At 67.1% G+C, this 17,690-nt stretch carries 12 protein-coding genes; 5 read left to right on the top strand and 7 right to left on the bottom strand.

Translation table 11 applies throughout. From position 1 onward, the window contains the following. The first annotated feature begins 220 nt into the window (after nucleotides 1–220). Nucleotides 221–3,067 carry a TonB-dependent receptor gene (locus RSD66_RS06985; RefSeq protein WP_415289436.1) on the top strand — a complete coding sequence of 949 codons (2,847 nt, stop codon included), beginning with the start codon at nucleotides 221–223 and terminating at the stop codon, nucleotides 3,065–3,067. Nucleotides 3,068–3,151: 84 nt separating this feature from the next. Here RSD66_RS06985 and mce read toward each other — a convergent pair whose 3' ends face one another. The 6 genes from mce to RSD66_RS06955 form a co-directional block, all read right to left on the bottom strand. Beyond that, a complete protein-coding gene (gene mce / locus RSD66_RS06980) occupies nucleotides 3,152–3,574 on the bottom strand; it encodes a methylmalonyl-CoA epimerase (RefSeq protein ID WP_024353133.1) in 423 nt (140 codons plus the stop codon). Next, on the bottom strand, nucleotides 3,571–5,742 hold the full coding sequence (gene scpA, locus RSD66_RS06975; protein ID WP_415289435.1) for a methylmalonyl-CoA mutase: 2,172 nt from the start codon (nucleotides 5,740–5,742) through the stop codon (nucleotides 3,571–3,573). The genes mce and scpA overlap by 4 nt, the downstream gene beginning before the upstream one ends. Next, complete coding sequence (locus RSD66_RS06970; protein WP_415289434.1) at nucleotides 5,739–7,115, bottom strand: methylmalonyl-CoA mutase family protein; 1,377 nt, start codon at nucleotides 7,113–7,115, stop codon at nucleotides 5,739–5,741. The genes scpA and RSD66_RS06970 overlap by 4 nt, the downstream gene beginning before the upstream one ends. Nucleotides 7,116–7,323: 208 nt before the next feature. Then, a complete protein-coding gene (locus RSD66_RS06965) occupies nucleotides 7,324–9,300 on the bottom strand; it encodes an acetyl-CoA carboxylase biotin carboxylase subunit (protein WP_415289433.1) in 1,977 nt (658 codons plus the stop codon). 3 nt (nucleotides 9,301–9,303) lie between these two features. After that, a complete protein-coding gene (locus RSD66_RS06960; RefSeq protein ID WP_415289432.1) occupies nucleotides 9,304–9,747 on the bottom strand; it encodes a hypothetical protein in 444 nt (147 codons plus the stop codon). After that, on the bottom strand, nucleotides 9,744–11,279 hold the full coding sequence (locus RSD66_RS06955) for an acyl-CoA carboxylase subunit beta (protein ID WP_191743127.1): 1,536 nt from the start codon (nucleotides 11,277–11,279) through the stop codon (nucleotides 9,744–9,746). The genes RSD66_RS06960 and RSD66_RS06955 overlap by 4 nt, the downstream gene beginning before the upstream one ends. A 154-nt stretch (nucleotides 11,280–11,433) precedes the next feature. Here RSD66_RS06955 and RSD66_RS06950 point away from each other — a divergent pair, with 154 nt between their 5' ends. Beyond that, nucleotides 11,434–12,846 (top strand): short-chain fatty acyl-CoA regulator family protein, encoded by a 1,413-nt coding sequence (locus RSD66_RS06950; RefSeq protein ID WP_415289431.1) that lies wholly within the window; start codon nucleotides 11,434–11,436, stop codon nucleotides 12,844–12,846. A 169-nt stretch (nucleotides 12,847–13,015) separates the two neighbouring features. On the opposite strand, the gene RSD66_RS06945 is transcribed toward RSD66_RS06950, so the two are convergent. Further along, complete coding sequence (locus RSD66_RS06945) at nucleotides 13,016–14,518, bottom strand: CoA-acylating methylmalonate-semialdehyde dehydrogenase (RefSeq protein WP_119411716.1); 1,503 nt, start codon at nucleotides 14,516–14,518, stop codon at nucleotides 13,016–13,018. A 104-nt stretch (nucleotides 14,519–14,622) separates the two neighbouring features. Between RSD66_RS06945 and RSD66_RS06940 the strand changes: the two genes are divergently transcribed. The 3 genes from RSD66_RS06940 (at nucleotide 14,623) to RSD66_RS06930 (ending at nucleotide 17,689) form a co-directional block, all read left to right on the top strand. Further along, entirely contained in the window at nucleotides 14,623–15,516 is an 894-nt protein-coding gene (locus RSD66_RS06940; protein ID WP_346525387.1) for a LysR family transcriptional regulator, read from the top strand. 102 nt (nucleotides 15,517–15,618) lie between these two features. Beyond that, nucleotides 15,619–16,329 carry a response regulator transcription factor gene (locus RSD66_RS06935; RefSeq protein WP_024353142.1) on the top strand — a complete coding sequence of 237 codons (711 nt, stop codon included), beginning with the start codon at nucleotides 15,619–15,621 and terminating at the stop codon, nucleotides 16,327–16,329. A gap of 22 nt (nucleotides 16,330–16,351) precedes the next feature. Further along, nucleotides 16,352–17,689, top strand: coding sequence for a FecR domain-containing protein (locus RSD66_RS06930; protein ID WP_415289430.1), 1,338 nt, complete (start codon nucleotides 16,352–16,354; stop codon nucleotides 17,687–17,689). Nucleotide 17,690: the final 1 nt, after the last annotated feature.

The following is a 17,690-nucleotide window of genomic DNA, read 5'->3' as shown; positions in this document are numbered from 1 at the left end:
TGCAAAAAACAGGGGGCGGGATCCGACGGATTCCGTCCCTTCGTCCGTTGGACCCATGTCGGTTCTGACGGGACTAAGCCTCTTATTACAGGAGTTTAATTCCTGAGTGCGATTGCGCCCCTTTTCGGCGCACATTGTTCTCTATCTGAGCCGATGCGGTCGATGAGACAGGGCTTCGACCGCGAGCGTGCCTATTTCCCGGTTGCCTTTAGGACTCGACATGTCGCCAGTCGCCTTGCTGTTCGCCCTCGCCTCCCTGTCTCCTGCCGACACGGCGGCGGCTTCCTCCGCGCCCCCATCCTCGCCCGCCCCATCCTCGCCCAGTCAGGCCGCGCCCGCTCAGACTGCGACCCCTGTGCCGCAGGAAGAGATCGACGATGACGCCTATGACCTGGGCACGCTGGAGGTCGTGACGACCGCCCGGCGCGGCGCAGCCTTAGGCGATTACGAGCCGGAACTGGTCCTCGACGAAGAACAGATCAAGGCTTACGGCGCCAGCAGCATTCAGGAGCTGATGACCCTGCTGGAGCCGGTGACGCGCAGTTCGCGCGGCGGCTCGCCGGTCTTCCTGGTCAATGGCCGCCGCATCTCGGGCTTCCGTGAAATTCGCGGGATTCCGCCCGAGGCGATCGAGCGCACCGAAATCCTGCCCGAGGAAACCGCCCTGTCCTACGGCTACAGCGCCGACCAGCGGGTGGTGAACTTCGTGCTCAAGGCCGATTTCCGCTCCCTGACGACCCAGGCCAGCGTGCGCCGCCCCGAGCAGGGCGGCCGCACCTTGACGCAGATCGACAACAACGTCCTGCGCATCGCCGGCAAGCAGCGCTGGACGCTGGACCTCGGCTATCAGAACGACAGCCCCCTGTTCGAGACCGAGCGCAACATCCGCCGCGACGGCGTTCCCTATGACCTGATGGGCAATATCACGGCGCCCGGCGGCGGCGAGATCGATCCCGCCCTGTCGGCCCTGCTGGGCCAGAGCGTGACGACCGCTTCGGTCGGCGCGGGCGCAGGCGGCGGCGCCAGCCTGGGCGACTTCGGCATCGGGCCGCGCACCGACGACCTGACCGCCTATCGCACCTTGTCGCCCAAGCGCGAGAACAGCTCCATCACCGGCTCGCTGGTGCGTGACCTGAACCAGACCATGTCCCTGACGCTCAGCGGGGAACTGTCCGATACCACCAGCTTCTCCTATCTGGGCCTGCCGGGCCTCAGCCTCGCCCTGCCCTCGACCAGCCCGTATTCGCCCTTCGCCAGCGATGTGCTGCTGCACCGCTATGTCGATGCGCCGGGCGCCTTGGGACGGAGCAGCGACACCCTGTCGGGTCAGCTGGGCTTCCTGGTCGACGGCTATCTGGGCGACTGGCGCTGGACGGTGAACGGCGGCTATGACCGCGCCGAGACCAAGACCCGCACCGGACGCGGCCTCAACGACGACGCCCTGCAGGCGGGGGTGACTGCGGGGGTCATCGACCCCTTCGGCGACCTGGGCCAGTTGCCGACCAATCCGTTCGACACCGCCCGCTCCGTCTCCAGCAAGTCCAGCATCGAAGGCGTCATCAACGGCACGGCCTGGGAAGGTCCGGCCGGATCGCTGACCTCGACCTTCAAGATCGGTTTCGACAGCCAGTCGCTCGATTCCGAGACCCTGCGCTTCTCTGAACAGGAACAGACCAGCGTCTTCTCCGAACGCTCCCTGTCGCGCGACCGCACCAGCGCCTCGGGCAACTTCAACCTGCCCATCGCCAACCGCGACCGCGAAGTGCTGGGCGCGCTCGGCAATCTGTCGGCCAATCTGAACCTGGCCTATGAGGACCTGTCCGACTTCGGCGGCCTTTCGGCATATACGGTCGGGCTGAACTGGTCGCCGTGGGAGCCGGTCAACTTCAACGCCAGTTGGGCCGACGAGCAGAAGGCCCCGTCGATGTCGCAGTTGAACGACCCGACGCTGTCGACCCCCAACGTGCCGGTCTATGACTTCGCCACCGGCCAGTCCGTCACCATCACCCGGATCGAAGGCGGCAACCCCAACCTGTCCGAGGAGACCAAGCGCGTCCTGAAGTTCGGGGTCAATCTGACGCCGCTGAAGGACAAGGACCTGCGGTTCACGGCCAACTACACCCGCACCGAAACCGAAGGCTCCATCGCCTCCTTCCCGACCATCACGCCGGAACTGGAAGCCGCCCTGCCCGAGCGCTTCACCCGCGATCTGGACGGCAATCTGCTGTCGATCGACGCTCGGCCGCTGAACTTCCAGAAGGCCGAGCAGCAGGAAATCCGCTGGGGTCTGAACTTCTCCACCGCCTTTGGCAAGCCGGACCCGGCGGCCATGGCGCGGATGAACGCACGCAGCGGCGGCGGCCCGCGCGGATCGGGCGCGCCGGGCGGCGCTGGCGCAGGCGCTCGGCCGGGCGGCGGCGCTCCGGATGGCGCGCCGACCGTCATGCGGGTCGAGGGCGGTCCGCCCCCTGGCGGCGCTCCGGGCGCAGGCGGCCCTCCTCCGGGTGGAGCGGTGCGGATGCAGGCCGGCGGGTCGGGCGGCCCCGGCGGACGGGGTCGCGGCGGCGGCATGATGCCGGGCCAGGGCCGGTTCAACGTCTCGCTGTATCACACCTATCGCATCCAGGATGAGATCACGATCCGCGACGGCCTGCCCGTGCTCGACCTGCTGGACGGCGCCGCCATCGGCGCGCGCGGCGGCCAGTCCCGTAACGAAGTCCAGTTGCAGATGGGCGCCTTCAAGAACGGCATGGGCGGGTTCCTGAACGCCAACTGGAAGGAATCCACCCGTATCAACGGCGGCTCCTCGCCCGACGACGACCTGAGCTTCTCCGACCTGACGACGGTGAACCTGAACCTGTTCGCCGACCTGTCGTCGCGCGAAAACCTGGTCTCACGTTATCCGTGGCTGAAGGGGACGCGCGTCAGCCTCGGCGTCGAGAACATCTTCGACCAGCGGCTGGATGTGCGTGACGGTCTGGGGAACACGCCGCTGTCGTATCAGCCCGACTACCTCGACCCGATGGGCCGGACGTTCAGGATCAGCCTGCGGAAGATCTTGTACTGATCGGCGTCACGCTGCTCACCGTCATAGAAAAGGCCCGGTCTCGCGACCGGGCCTTTTGCCTGTATCGGTTTACAAAACCGAAGCTCAGTGCGCCTCTTTCGGCGTCTCCATCAGTTCGATCAGCACCCCGCCCATCTCCTTGGGATGCAGGAACACCACCGGCGTGCCATGCGCGCCGATCCGCGGCTCGCCCGTGCCCAGGATGGTCACGCCCTTGGCGCGCATTTCAGCGATGGCGGCATGAATGTCCGCCACCTCAAAGCAGACGTGGTGCTGCCCGCCCTTGGGGTTCTTGGCCAGGAAGCCGGTAATCGGGCTGGTCTCGTCAAACGGCTCGATCAGTTCGATCTGGGCCGTCGGCGTGTCGATGAAGCAGACCTTCACCCCCTGCGCGGGCAGGTCGAACGGCTCGCCGATCTTCGTCGCGCCCAGCACGTCGCGATACAGCTTGATCGACTCGGCGATGGAGGGCGTGGCGACGCCGACGTGGTTCAGGTTGCCGATCACTTCTTCGTCTCCCCCATGTTCTGGACTGGCGCGGGCTGAGCATAGCCCAGGCGCTGGTTCAGCTTCTCGATCAGGTCCACGGCCGTCTCGGCGATGACCGAGCCGGGCGGATAGACGGCCGCCGCGCCCATATCGATCAGAGGCTGCACGTCCGACGGCGGAATGACGCCGCCGACCACGATCATGATGTCCTCGCGCCCCAGCTTGGCCAGTTCGGCCTTCAGCTCGGGCACCAGCGTCAGGTGCCCCGCCGCCAGCGACGAGGCGCCGACCGCGTGGACGTTCTTCTCGACCGCATCGCGCGCGGCCTCCGCCGGCGTCTGGAACAGAGCCCCCGCCGTCACGTCGAAGCCGATGTCGCCGTAGCCGGTGGCGACGACCTTCTGGCCGCGATCATGGCCGTCCTGACCCAGCTTGGCGATCAGGATGCGCGGCGGGCCGCCGTCGTTCTCGACGAAGGCCGCAACCATCGAGCGGGCGCGGGCGACCTTGGGATCGCTCCCAGCCTCCTTGGCGTAGACGCCCGAGACCATCTTCACCGTCGCGATATGGCGGCCGAAGGCGGCCTCCAGCGCGTCGGAGATTTCGCCCACAGTGGCCTTGGCGCGGGCCGCCCGCACCGCCAGCTCCATCAGGTTTTCATTGCCACGCGCGCCCTCGGTCAGAGCGTCCAGCGCGGCCTGCGTCGCCGCCTCGTCCCGCTCGGCCTTCAGGCGTTGCAGCTTCTCGATCTGACGGGCGCGCACCTCGGCGTTGTCGACCTTCAGCATCGGAATGTCGTCGACCACGGGGTTCAGATATTTGTTCACGCCCACGACCGTCTGCTGGCCGGTGTCGATGCGGGCCTGCGTCTTGGCGGCGGATTCCTCGATCCGCAGCTTGGGGATGCCCGCTTCAATGGCCTTGGCCATGCCGCCGTAGGCCTCGACCTCCTCCATCAGGGCGCGGGCCTTGGTCGCCAGCTCCTGCGTCAGGCGCTCGACGTAGAAGCTGCCGCCCCAGGGATCGATGACGCGGGTCAGGCCGGTCTCGGCCTGCGCCAGAATCTGCGTGTTCCGCGCGATTCGGGCCGAGAAGTCGGTCGGAAGGGCCAGGGCTTCATCCAACGCATTGGTGTGCAGGCTCTGCGTCTGACCGCCCGCCGCCGCCATGCACTCGACCATGGTGCGGGGCACATTGTTGAACACGTCCTGCGCCGCCAGCGACCAGCCTGAGGTCTGGCAGTGGGTCCGCAAGCTGAGCGACTTCGGATTGACGCCGCCTTCCCGCTTGACCGCCTCGGCCCACAGCAGGCGGCCGGCGCGCATCTTGGCCACCTCCATGAAGTAGTTCATGCCGATGGCCCAGAAGAAGCTCAGACGCGGCGCGAACCGGTCGATCTCCATGCCCGCCGCCTTGCCCGCGCGCAGGTATTCGATCCCGTCCGACAGGGTGTAGGCCAGCTCGATATCCGCCGAGGCCCCCGCCTCCTGCATGTGATAGCCGGAGATGGAGATGGAGTTGAACTTGGGCGTTTCCTTCGCCGTCCACTCGAAGATGTCGGCGATGATCCGCATCGAAGGCGCGGGCGGATAGATGTAGGTGTTGCGGACCATGAACTCCTTCAGAATGTCGTTCTGAATGGTCCCGGTCAGCTTGGCGTGATCGACGCCCTGCTCCTCGCCCGCCACGACGTAGAGGGCCAGGATCGGCAGCACCGCGCCGTTCATGGTCATGGACACCGACATCTGGTCCAGCGGAATGCCGTCGAACAGGGTCCGCATGTCCAGAATGCTGTCGATGGCCACACCCGCCATGCCGACGTCGCCCTTCACCCGCGGGTGGTCCGAGTCATAGCCCCGGTGGGTGGCCAGATCGAAGGCGACCGACAGGCCCTTCTGACCGGCGGCAAGGTTGCGGCGATAGAAGGCGTTGGACTCCTCGGCGGTCGAGAAGCCCGCATATTGGCGGATCGTCCACGGCGCGCCCGCATACATGGTCGGATAGGGCCCGCGCACGAACGGAGCGAAGCCCGGCAGGCCGTGGATGAAGTCCAGCCCGTCCAGCGCCTCCGGCCCATAGGCCGTCTCGACCGTCAGCCCCTCGGGCGTGGTCCATGCCACGCGGTCCGGCCCGACGCCGGTCGCGCCCAGATCAAGGGCGACCTTGGAGAAATCAGGAAAGCTCATTGAGCGGCCTCCTCGAAGGCGGCGGCGAAGCGGACAGGCGCCAAGGCCTCGAACGCTCCGGCGACGGCGGCCACGGCGGGCGCAGGCGTCACCGGCGCGGAACGCACGTCCGGATCGACGAATTTGGTGACGCCGACGATCTGGGCGGCGCCGTCTTTGAAGGCCTTCTCGACCATGTCGCGAGCGCGGGCGATGCGAGGCTGGATCACTCCGCCTTCCAGACAGGCGATCACGCCGCCTTCGGCCTCATAGACCTGAAACTCGGCCCATGCCGCCTCGGCCAGTTCGCGGGTGCGCGCGTCCAGATACCAGGAGCCGCTGGCCGGATCGTCGACACGGCCCAGATTGGACTCCTCCATCAGGATCAACTGGGTGTTGCGCGCCTGACGTTTGGCGAAGTCGTCCGGCAGGCCCGCCGCGCGGGTGAAGCCGTCCAGCACCACCGCATCAGCCCCGCCCACGGCCCCGGCGAACCCGGCGGCGGTCAGGCGCAGCATATTCGGCCACGGATCGCGCGCCGACAGCATCCGTCGCGACGAGCGCGCCTCGATGACCGCCGGAACCTCGGCGCCGAACGCCTTGGAGACGGTGGCCCAGACCAGACGCAGGGCGCGGATCTTGGCCAGGGAGTCGAAATAGGCCTGATCGACGGCCACGCCCAGAACCACGCCCTTCAGCGCCGCCTCGGCCGACAGGCCCGCCGCCACGGCCGCCTTCACATAGGCCACAGCCGACGACGCGGCGAAGGCCAGTTCCTGCGCGATGGAGCCGCCCGCCTCATGCGCCACACGGCCCGAGGCCATGAACAGCGTCGCCTCGGGATAGGTCGCGGCATGGGTCGCCGCCGCCTTGGCCGTCTCGGCCATGAGGGTCGCGAAATCCCCTGACGCCCCGCCCGCCTTGGCATAGGCCGAGATCGGATCGAGGTGGAAGGCCAGCTTGGCGCGGGGGGAACCCTTGGCGACCGCCGACAGAGCCTCGGCCGCCTTCACCCCGTCGAACCCGGCGTCCAGCGCCACCGGCGCCAGCTCCAGCGCCACCCCGTCCAGTGCGCGTGCCAGCTTCGCAGTGTCCGCCGCTGCCGGCCCGGCGATCAGGACGGATGCCGCCCCGTTCACCAGATCAGTCAGGACGGCTTGGTTCAGGGCGTCCGCGTCCTCGCCCTCGTTCAGCGCCCGCACGTCCCACGCCCGGCCTTCGGAATCCGAGGGCCGGGGCGCGAATACAGGCTCGCCGCCATTCGCCGCCCCATACAGCGGCTTGGTCGCCAGATGGTCCGCATCCAGATGGATGAGGCTGTCCAGCGGACGCTCCTTCAGCGCCTTGACTGCGGCCTCGCGCCACTCCAGCGGGGTCGGATTGGGGAAGGTCATGCAGCCGCTCCTTCTTCCTTCGTCATCCTCCGGCCAGCCGCGCAGCGGCGCAGACCGGGGGACCCAGCGGCGCGCGAAAGCGCGAAGCTGTCACGCACGCCGTGCGCCCCATCAAAACGCGGCGTTGTCGCCTTCGCTTCGCTGCGGCGCCGCTGGGTCCCCCGGTCGCTCCTGCGGAGCGCCGGAGGATAACGAAAGAAGGAAAGCATCACTCGAACTCCACCAGCACGTCGTCGGCGGCGACCGGATCGCCGGCCTTGGCCTTGACGGCCTTCACCTTGCCGTCGCGCTCGGCCTTGAGGATGTTCTGCATCTTCATGGCTTCGATGATGGCGACGGTTTCGCCGGACTTGACCTCCTGCCCCTCGACCACCGGGATATCGACCACCAGCCCCGGCATCGGCGACAGCACCAGCTTGGAGGTGTCCGCCGCCTGCTTCTCGGGCAGCAGGGCGTAGAGGTGGGCCACGTCGGGACGCAGCACCCGCACCCGCGCCTTGGCCGCGCGGTGGCGGATGTCGAAGCCGTCGGCGGCGCGCTTCACCTCGGCGGTGAAGGCGTCGTCGTCCAGCACCGCCTTGAACAGCGACAGACCCGGACGCCAGTCGATCTCGGACAGGGAGACCTCTTCGCCGTCGATGGCGACGATCAGGTCCTCGGCCTCATCATAGCCGACCTCGACCTCATGGGCCGCCTTGTCGACCAGCACGGTCCAGTCGGTGCGCTCGCTGGGGTCGCCGTCCTGTTCGGCGATGACCTCGTTCATGGCCACGGCCGAGGCGATCAGGATCTTCACCTGCTCGACCGACGGTGCCAGGCCGTGGAAGCCGCCGGGGAACTCGTCCTTGATGTAGCTGGTCGCCAGTTCGCCGGACTGGAAGCGTTCCTGGTCCATGACCGCCGCCAGGAAGGGCACATTGTGGCCCAGCCCCGACAGATGTGTGTCCTCCAGCGCGCGGGCCATGCCGCGCACGGCGTCCTCGCGCGTCTCACCCCAGGCGCACAGCTTGGCGATCATGGGGTCGTAGAACATGCTGATCTCGTCGCCCTCGCGGACGCCCGAGTCATTGCGGACGATGTAGTCGCCCTGATCGCCTTCCTCGGGCTGCTCATAGCGCACCAGACGGCCGATCGACGGCAGGAAGCCGCGATAGGGGTCCTCGGCGTAGATGCGGCTCTCGATGGCCCAGCCGTTGATCGACAGGTCGTCCTGCTTGATCGCCAGTTGCTCGCCCCAGGCCGAGCGGATCATCTGCTCAACCAGATCGACGCCGGTGATCAGCTCCGTCACCGGATGCTCGACCTGCAGACGGGTGTTCATCTCCAGGAAGAAGAAGCTCTTGTCCTGACCGGCGACGAACTCGACCGTGCCCGCCGAGTCATAGTTCACCGCCTTGGCCAGGGCGACGGCCTGCGCCCCCATGGCGGCGCGGGTGGCCTCGTCCAGCAGGGGCGACGGCGCCTCCTCGATGACCTTCTGGTTTCGGCGCTGGATCGAGCATTCGCGCTCGAACAGGTGGATGACGTTGCCGTGCTTGTCGCCCAGCACCTGAATCTCGATGTGGCGCGGATCGACGATGAACTTCTCAAGGAAGACGCGGTCGTCGCCGAAGGCGTTCAGCGCCTCGGCCTTTACGGCGGCGAAGCCCTCGGCCATGTCGTCGTCCGAATGGGCGACGCGGATGCCCTTGCCCCCGCCCCCGGCCGACGCCTTGATCATCACCGGATAGCCGATCTCACGCGCGATCCTGACCGCCTCGTCCGGCGTTTCAATCAGACCCATGTGGCCCGGCACCGTCGAGACGCCCGCCTCGGCGGCGAACTTCTTGGACGTGATCTTGTCGCCCATGGCGTCGATCGCCTCGGGGTTCGGCCCGATGAAGGCGATGCCCTCGGCCTTCAGCCGCCGCGCAAACCCGGCGTTCTCCGACAGGAAGCCGAAGCCGGGGTGCACGGCCTGCGCCCCCGTCTGCTTCACGGCGTCCACGATCTTGTCCTGGATCAGATAGGACTGGGCAGCGGGCGACGGGCCGATGTGAACCGTCTCGTCCGCCATCTCGCACGCCAGCGAACCAGCGTCGGCGTCGGAATAGACGACCACCGTCTTGATGCCCATGCGACGGCAGGTCTTGATGACACGAACCGCGATCTCGCCCCGGTTGGCGATGAGGATTTTCTTGAACATGGGCTATTTCCCTGTCGTCTTGGCGACGGCGTCGAGGAGTCGCTGCGCTCTCAGAACCTCGTCCTGAACCGCGAGCATGATTTCCTCGGTGTTGAACTTCGAGATCGAATGCGGTGCGACGGCGACATCGCGGATGACGGCTTCACGCTCGTCGTCACTCATCGTCCACCACGGCAATCGTCCACTCATGGCGTCTGTCAGAATGCAGGACACGAGTTCGTTCCTGAATTCAGGATCGGCGCCGACATCGACTGAAGGAGTGTCACCGGCCAAATCCTTGACCATTTCAGCCATCCACTCGCTCAGCACGGCATGACGCTCCAACGGCCGAGCAAACTTGGCCCGAAGCAAGACTCCAAGCAGCAACTGCCGCCCCTGCTTGCCGGCAAAGGTCACATCTCCGTCAGGAGAAAGCGCGACGCCCTCTGGAAGCTTGGACCCCATCACAGCGGGATGTTGTCGTGCTTCTTCCAGGGATTTTCCTGGGTCTTGTTCTTCAGCGTCTTCAGCGCCTTGATCAGACGACGGCGGGTGCCGTGGGGCATGATGACGTCGTCTATGTAGCCAAGCCCGGCCGCGACGAAGGGGTTGGCGAAGCGTTCCTTGTATTCGGCCTCGCGCGCGGCCAGGGCCTCGGGGTCGCCGGCCTCCTTGCGGAAGATGATCTCGACCGCGCCCTTGGCGCCCATGACCGCGATCTCGGCGGTGGGCCAGGCGTAGTTGACGTCGCCGCGCAGGTGTTTGGAGCTCATGACGTCATAGGCGCCGCCATAGGCCTTGCGCGTGATGACCGTCAGCTTGGGCACGGTGGCCTCGGCATAGGCGAACAGCAGCTTGGCGCCGTGTTTGATCAGGGCGCCGTATTCCTGCTTCGTGCCCGGCATGAAGCCCGGCACGTCGACGAACGTCACCAGCGGGATGTGGAAGGCGTCACAGAAACGCACGAAGCGCGCGGCCTTGCGGCTACTGTCGATATCCAGCACGCCCGCCAGCGTCTGGGGCTGATTGCCGACGATGCCAACCGGCTGGCCGTCCAGACGGCCGAAGCCGCAGATGATGTTCTTGGCGAAGTCGGCGCCGATCTCGAAGAAGTCGGCCTCGTCGACCGTCTTCAGGATCAGTTCCTTCATGTCATAGGGCTGGTTCGGATTGGCCGGGACCAGGGTGTCCAGCGAGGCCTCGTCGCGATCCGGCTCGTCATAGGTGTCGCGGACCGGCGGCGTCTCGCGGTTCGACAGCGGCAGGAAGCCGATCAGGCGGCGGACTTCCGACAGGGCCTCCAGATCGTTCTCGAAGGCGCCGTCGGCAACCCCCGACTTGCCCGCATGGACGCGGGCGCCGCCCAGATCCTCGTGGCTGACCACCTCGTTGGTGACGGTCTTCACCACGTCGGGGCCGGTCACATACATGTAGGAGGTGTCCTTCACCATGAAGATGAAGTCGGTGATGGCAGGCGAATAGACGTCGCCGCCCGCGCACGGGCCCATGATGACCGAGATCTGCGGGATGACGCCCGAGGCCAGAGTGTTCTGCAGGAAGATGTCGGCGTAGCCGGCGAGGCTCTCCACCCCTTCCTGAATACGGGCGCCGCCTGCATCGAACAGGCCGATGATCGGCGCGCCCGCCGTCAGGGCCATCTTCTGGATCTTGACGATCTTGGCCGCGTGGGCGCCCGACAGCGAACCGCCGAACACGGTGAAGTCCTTCGAGAAGACATAGACCAGACGGCCGTTGATCGTGCCGCGCCCGGTGACGACGCCGTCGCCGGGGATGCGCTGGTCCTGCATCCCGAAGTCGTGGCTGCGGTGCTCCACGAACATGTCGGTCTCTTCGAAGGAGCCTTCGTCCAGCAGGACGCCGATGCGTTCGCGGGCGGTCAGCTTGCCCTTGGCGTGCTGGCTGGCGATGCGCTTCTCGCCCCCGCCCAGCTTGGCGGCGGCGCGACGGCGCTCGAGTTCCTCGAGGATGGCCTGGCTCATGGTTGGGCGACTCCCTGACTTCGTTCAGGGTCCAACAAGCCGCTTCGTTGCAAAAAGGCAATCGCAACTTTGCAAAAGGTGCGTAAGTGCGTAAGCCTGCCAAGGCGCACAGGCGTTTTTGCAAAGTTGCAACGCCGATGACCGATGCAGGGCGATGGCTGAAAAACTCTACCTCGGGACCAAGGTCCGCAAGCTGCGCGAGACGCGCGGCTGGACGCTGGAGCAGTGCGCCGGGCGGCTGGCGCTGTCGCCGTCCTATCTGTCGCAGATCGAGACGAACCAGCGCCCGGCCACGGCACGGGTGCTGATCGCCCTGACGCGCGCCTTCGACGTGGACGCCAGCCTATTCGACCTGGACGGCGACGCCCGCCTGATCGCCGACCTGCGCGAGGCGACCACCGACGTCGCGGGCCACGCCGAGGCGCCGACGGCGGGCGAGCTGAAGCAGGCGGCCATGAACGCGCCCCGGCTGGCGCGGCAGTTTCTGGCCCTGCATCAGGACTATCGCCGTCTGGACGAGCGGCTTAAGACGCTGAACGAGACGCTGGGCCGCGACGAACGCGCCACAGTCGCCGCCCCCGCCCTGCCCTATGAGGCGGTGCGCGACTTCTTCCACTATCGCGACAACTACATCGACGCCCTGGACCGGGCGGCGGAAAATCTGGCCGCGCGGCTGAACCTCGGCGACGGCGCCCACCCGGAACGTGAGTTGGAGACCGCCCTCAACGACCTGTGCGGCGTGCGCGTCGCCACGGGTCAGGGGCGCGGCGCCATGCGGCGTTTCGATCCGGGCGCGCGCATCCTCTATGTCGACGCCAGCCTGCCGGGCGCCACCCGCGCCTTCCAGATGGCGCACCAACTGGTTCGCTTACGGTTCGAGGACCTGATCGAGCACGAACTGGACCGCGCCGCCTTCGACATCCCCGCCGCGCGGGATGTGTGCCGGGTCGGTCTGGCCAACTATGCGGCGGGGGCGCTGCTGCTGCCCTATCGCGCTTTTCTGGAGGCGGCGCGGGAGTTGCGGCACGACGTGGACCGGCTGCGCAACCGCTTCCACGTCAGCTTCGAGCAGGCCTGCCACCGGCTATCGACGCTGCAACGGCCGGGCTGGCGCGGCGTGCCCTTCTATTTCGCTCGGGTGGACATGGCGGGGAACATCACCAAGCGGCACAGCGCGACGCGCTTCCAGTTCGCCCGCTTCGGCGGCGCCTGCCCGCTGTGGAACGTGCATGAGGCGTTCAGCGCGCCGGACCGCATCCTGGTCAATCTGTCGGAAATGCCGGACGGCGCCCGCTACGTCTGCCTCGCCAAGAGCGTGTCCAAACCGGGCGGGTCGTTTCTGGAGCCAGACAGGCGCTATGCGCTGGGACTGGGGTGCGAGATCGAGCACGCGGGGCAGCTGGTCTATGCCGACGGGCTGGATCTGAACGGCCCCCCGACGCGAATGGGCGTCAACTGCCGCATCTGCGAACGCACCGACTGCACCCAGCGGGCCTTTCCGCCGATCGACCGCACGCTGGCCGTGCCGGAGAATGAGCGGGGGGTGATCCCGTATGTTCTCAGCTAATCCTTCTCCCGATGGGAGAAGGTGGCCCGAAGGGCCGGATGAGGGTTCCCGGCCTCAGTCGGCGTAAGCCGTCGCAAAACGGCTGACTTCGGAACCCTCACCCTTTCGCCTGTTCCAATCGCTTCGCTCTTGGAGGCTCAAGCCCTCTCCCATCGGGAGAGGGTCAGAGTCAGCTCATCGTCGGGATGATGAAGCTGGAGTCTTCATGCTCCAGCGCGCTGTCGGGCCAGCGGGCCGTCACCGTCTTGGTCTTGGTCCAGAACTTCACGCCTTCCATGCCGTACTGGTTGGTGTCGCCGAAGCCCGAACGCTTCCAGCCGCCGAAGGAGTGGTAGGCCACCGGCACCGGGATCGGCACATTGATGCCGACCATGCCGACGTTGACGCGGGCGGCGAAGTCGCGGGCCGCGCGGCCGTTCTGGGTGAAGATGGCGACGCCGTTGCCGTACTGATGCTTGGACGGCAGGCTCAGGGCCTCCTCAAAGTTGGCGGCGCGGACGATCTGCAGCACCGGGCCGAAGATCTCTTCCTGATACGACGACATGTCCGTCGTCACATGGTCGAACAGCGACGGGCCGATGAAATAGCCCTTCTCATGCCCCTGCAGGCTGAAGTCGCGCCCGTCGACGACCAGTTCGGCGCCTTCCTCAACGCCCTTGCTGATCCAGCCGGCGACGCGGTCGCGGTGCTGGGCCGAGACGACGGGGCCATAGTGAGCCTGGTCATCGGTCGAGACGCCGACGCGCAGGGTCGGGATTTCAGCGACCAGACGCTCGCGCAGTTCATCGGCGGTCTTCTTGCCGACCGGAACGACAACCGGCAGGGCCATGCAGCGTTCGCCCGCCGAGCCATAGGCCGCGCCGGACAGGTCCTTGATGACCTGATCCAGATCGGCGTCGGGCATGACGATGCCGTGGTTCTTGGCGCCGCCCATGGCCTGGACGCGTTTCCCGTGCTGGGCGCCGGTCTGATAGACGTAGTGGGCGATGTCCGAAGAGCCGACGAAGCTGACGGCGTGGATGTCGGGGTGGGCCAGGATGGCGTCGACCGCCGTCTTGTCGCCGTGAACGACGTTCAGCACGCCCTTGGGCGCGCCCGCCTCCATCATCAGTTCGCCCAGACGCACCGGCACGGACGGGTCGCGCTCGGACGGCTTCAGGATGAAGGTGTTGCCGACGGCGATGGCGACGCCGAACATCCACATCGGGATCATGGCCGGGAAGTTGAACGGGGTGATGCCCGCCACCACGCCCAGGGCCTGACGCGAGGAGTAGACGTCGATGCCCGGACCGGCGCCCAGCGTGTATTCGCCCTTCAGGGCGTGCGGGATGCCGCAGGCGAACTCGATGACTTCCAGACCACGCTGGATGTCGCCCTTGGAGTCGGCGATGACCTTGCCGTGCTCGCTGGACAGCATCTCGGCCAGTTCGTTCATGTTCGCCTCGACCAGGCGCTTGAACTCGAACATGACGCGGGCGCGGCGCTGCGGGTTGGTCGAGGACCAGCCTTCAAAGGCGGCCTGCGCCGACTGGACCGCACGGTCCATCTCGCTGACGGTCGCCAGTTGGACGCGGGCCTGAACCTCGCCGGTGTTGGGGTTGAAGACGTCGCCGAAGCGGCCCGACGCCCCCTCGAAAGCCGCACCGTCGATGAAGTGGCGAATATCGCGCATTGAACGTCTCTCCCGATGATTATGGTTCTTCGTCAACCTGCCCTAGCAGAGCGGGTCGGTCAGGCCCATTGCAATCTTGCAGGTGATGATGTGCATATCTGCATATGTTCGACTGGGATGATCTGAGGGTGTTTCTGGCGGCCGCTCGCGCCGGGTCTCTGGCCACGGCGGCGCAGCGACTGGGCGTTGACGCGGCCACCGTCGGACGGCGTGTCGCGCGGCTGGAGACAGCGCTGAAGTCGACCCTTCTGGTGCGCTCGGCCGCCGGGCTGCACCTGACGGCCACCGGCGCCCAGTTGCTGGAGCGGGCGCTGGACGCCGAAAGCGCGATGGAGGCCGCCGGGCGCGTCACCCAGCCCGACCTGATCGCGGGCGCCGTGCGGATCAGCGCCTCGGAAGGCTTCGGCGGCGCGGTGCTGGCTCCCGCCCTGCCAGGCCTGCTGGCGGCGCATCCGGGACTGAACGTCGAACTGGCGGCCAGTTCCGGCTTCCTGTCGCCCAGCCGCCGCGAGGTGGACATGGCCATCACTCTCAGCCCCGCCGACAGCCCGCGCCTGATCGTCGAGCCGCTGACCACCTATCAGCTGGCGCTCTACGCCGCCCCCGAACACCTGGAACGGCACGGGGCGCCCGATAGCATCGACGATCTGAACCGCTTCGACATGGTCGGCTATGTCGACGACCTGATCTATGCCCCCGAGTTGCGCTATCTGGAGGAGATCCGGCCCAATCTGCGGCCGCGACTGGCGTCCTCGTCCATCCGCGCCCAGCGGGACATGGTGGCGGCGGGCGGCGGCATCGGCGTCCTGCCGTGTTTTCTGGCCGAAGGGCTGACGCGGATTCTGGCCGATCAGGTGCTGATCGAACGGCGCTTCTGGCTCAGCACCCACCGCGAGGTTCACGGCGCCGCCCGGCTGAAAACGGTGCGGCGCTGGATCAAGTCCCTGTGCCGGGATCAGGCGCCCCGCTTGACCCCACTGCCAGGCTTGTCACAGTGAATTTCAACCTTTCCGCGAGGTGACCATATTTTACATTTTACACTCACCTAACCCGCCACTTCCACGGCTATGGTTCAGCCATTCCCCGGAGCGTGCAGAACTATGAAAATCGCGGTGTTGGATGACGATCCTGTCCAGTTGGAGTTCATCTCCGACGTGGTCGAGGACGCCGGTTATCGCGCCACTCTTTTTTCGCGAGGCCAGGCGCTGATCTCGGCGCTACGCAAGGACACCTTCGACATGATCATTGTCGACTGGAACCTGCCGGATCGGTCGGGGCTGGAAATCCTGACCTGGGCGCGGAACAATCTGAAGCCCGCGCCGCCCATGCTGCTGGTCACCAGCCGCGCCGAGGACGAAGACGTGGTCGCAGGCCTGGACGCCGGGGCTGACGACTACCTGCCCAAGCCCTTGTCCAAGCCGGTGCTGGCCGCGCGCATCAACGCCCTGATCCGCCGCGCCTACGCCCAGCCGGTCACGCCGGGGATAGAAACCTACGACGACATTGTCTTTCACGAGGCGGCAGGCAGCGTGGCGCGCAATGGCGAGACCATCGCCCTGACGGCCAAGGAATACGCCCTGGCCCTGCTGCTGTTCCGCAACCTGCACCGGGCGCTGTCGCGGACCTATATTCTGGAGACGGTCTGGGGCAACGAGCCCAACCTGAACAGCCGCTCGCTGGACATGCACGTCTCACGCGTCCGCAACAAGCTGGAGCTAAGGCCGGAGCAAGGCTTCCGCCTGACCCCCATTTACAGCTACGGATACCGCCTGGAGCGCGTCGCGGGGGCCGAAACCGCCGTCGACGCCTGAGTATAGGCGGATGAGACGAGGCATGAGCAACAACTGGGCCAGTGTTCTGGCGGCTGCGGTGCTGCTGTCGGCGGCGCCGGCGGCGGCGCAGTCGACCGCCCCTTTACGCCAGGCCGAGACCCTCGACTATGTGGTTCGCCCCGGCGACACCCTGATCGACCTGGCGACCGCCTATATGAACCGGCCGCTGGATTACCGTCGGGTGCAGCGCGAGAATAGGGTGGCCAATCCGCGCCGCCTGTCGATCGGACGCACCCTGGCTCTGCCCGTGGATCTGCTGCGCGCCGATCCGGATGAGGCGCGCATCGCCGGCTTTCGCGGCGCCGTCAGCCTGAATCAGGGCGGCGTTTCGGGCGCGCCCACAGCCGGTCAGATCGTTCGTGAGTCCGCCGTCCTGAGCACCGGCGCCAACGCCTTCGTCCGCCTGGCCCTGTCGGACGGCAGCCATGTGGTCGTGCCTTCCAACAGCCGCGTGCGCGTCAGCCGCCTGCGCCGCTACGCCATCAACGGCGCCGTCGATCACGCCCTGACCGTCGAAACGGGCCGCGCGGAATCTAGGGTCACGCCGCGCACCCGCCCGGGCGGCTTCGCCATCCGCACCCCCGTCTCGGTTTCGGCCGTGCGCGGCACCGACTTCCGCGTCTCCTTCGACGAAGCCAGCGAACGGTCGGCCACCGAAGTGCTGGAAGGCGCCGTCGCCGTGGCCTCCGGCGAGGCTGAGCAACTGGCCGCCGCCGATGAGGGCGTCAGCGCCGCCGCAGGCGCCGTTCGCCTGCTGCCCCTGCTGCCCGCCCCCGCCCTCGCCCGCCCCGACGCGCCTCAGACCCAACCCCAGGTCGTTTTCGAGGTCCAGCCTCTGCCCGGCGCCGAACGCTATCGCGGCCGCATCGCTCAGGACGCCGGCATGATCGAGGCCTTCGCCGAGGCCGACAGCCCGCCCGGCGGCCCGCTGGCGTTCGGAGACATGGAAGAAGGCGCCTACTTCCTGCGCCTGACCGCCCTGTCGCCCGAGGGGCTGGAGGGCAAGGCCACGACCTACAGTTTCATCCGCGCCCGTAACGGCGTCGGCGGTCTGGCCTCGGCGATGGACCAGCGCGACCGCAGGCGTTTCTATCGCTTCCGCTGGGAGGCCGAGGGCGTGGGCGAAGCCTCGTTCCGCTTCCAGCTGTGGCGCGAAACCGAGGAGGGCGGCGTCGACGGCCCCCTTCTGATCGACCAGCCCGGCCTGACCGACGAGGCCTTCACCCTCAGCGACCTTCCGCCAGGCGTCTACAGCTGGCGGGTACAGGGCGCGCGTCACCGCTTCGGCCGCCTGCTGGAAGCCTGGTCCGAGCCGCAACAGCTGCGCATCGGGCGCTAGG

This window comes from Brevundimonas sp. S1H14 (assembly GCF_047716865.1).
Classification (GTDB): Bacteria; Pseudomonadota; Alphaproteobacteria; order Caulobacterales; family Caulobacteraceae; genus Brevundimonas; species Brevundimonas naejangsanensis.
This window is presented reverse-complemented; position numbering and strand designations above follow the sequence as displayed.

Coding starts and splice junctions, on each gene's coding strand:
- RSD66_RS06985 (WP_415289436.1), top strand. CDS start 221: ATGTCGCCAGTCGCCTTGCTGTTCGCCCTCGCCTCCCTGTCTCCTGCC.
- RSD66_RS06945 (WP_119411716.1), bottom strand. CDS start 14,518: ATGCGCGATATTCGCCACTTCATCGACGGTGCGGCTTTCGAGGGGGCG.
- RSD66_RS06950 (WP_415289431.1), top strand. CDS start 11,434: ATGGCTGAAAAACTCTACCTCGGGACCAAGGTCCGCAAGCTGCGCGAG.
- RSD66_RS06965 (WP_415289433.1), bottom strand. CDS start 9,300: ATGTTCAAGAAAATCCTCATCGCCAACCGGGGCGAGATCGCGGTTCGT.
- RSD66_RS06935 (WP_024353142.1), top strand. CDS start 15,619: ATGAAAATCGCGGTGTTGGATGACGATCCTGTCCAGTTGGAGTTCATC.
- RSD66_RS06930 (WP_415289430.1), top strand. CDS start 16,352: ATGAGCAACAACTGGGCCAGTGTTCTGGCGGCTGCGGTGCTGCTGTCG.
- RSD66_RS06940 (WP_346525387.1), top strand. CDS start 14,623: ATGTTCGACTGGGATGATCTGAGGGTGTTTCTGGCGGCCGCTCGCGCC.
- RSD66_RS06955 (WP_191743127.1), bottom strand. CDS start 11,279: ATGAGCCAGGCCATCCTCGAGGAACTCGAGCGCCGTCGCGCCGCCGCC.
- scpA (WP_415289435.1), bottom strand. CDS start 5,742: ATGAGCTTTCCTGATTTCTCCAAGGTCGCCCTTGATCTGGGCGCGACC.
- RSD66_RS06970 (WP_415289434.1), bottom strand. CDS start 7,115: ATGACCTTCCCCAATCCGACCCCGCTGGAGTGGCGCGAGGCCGCAGTC.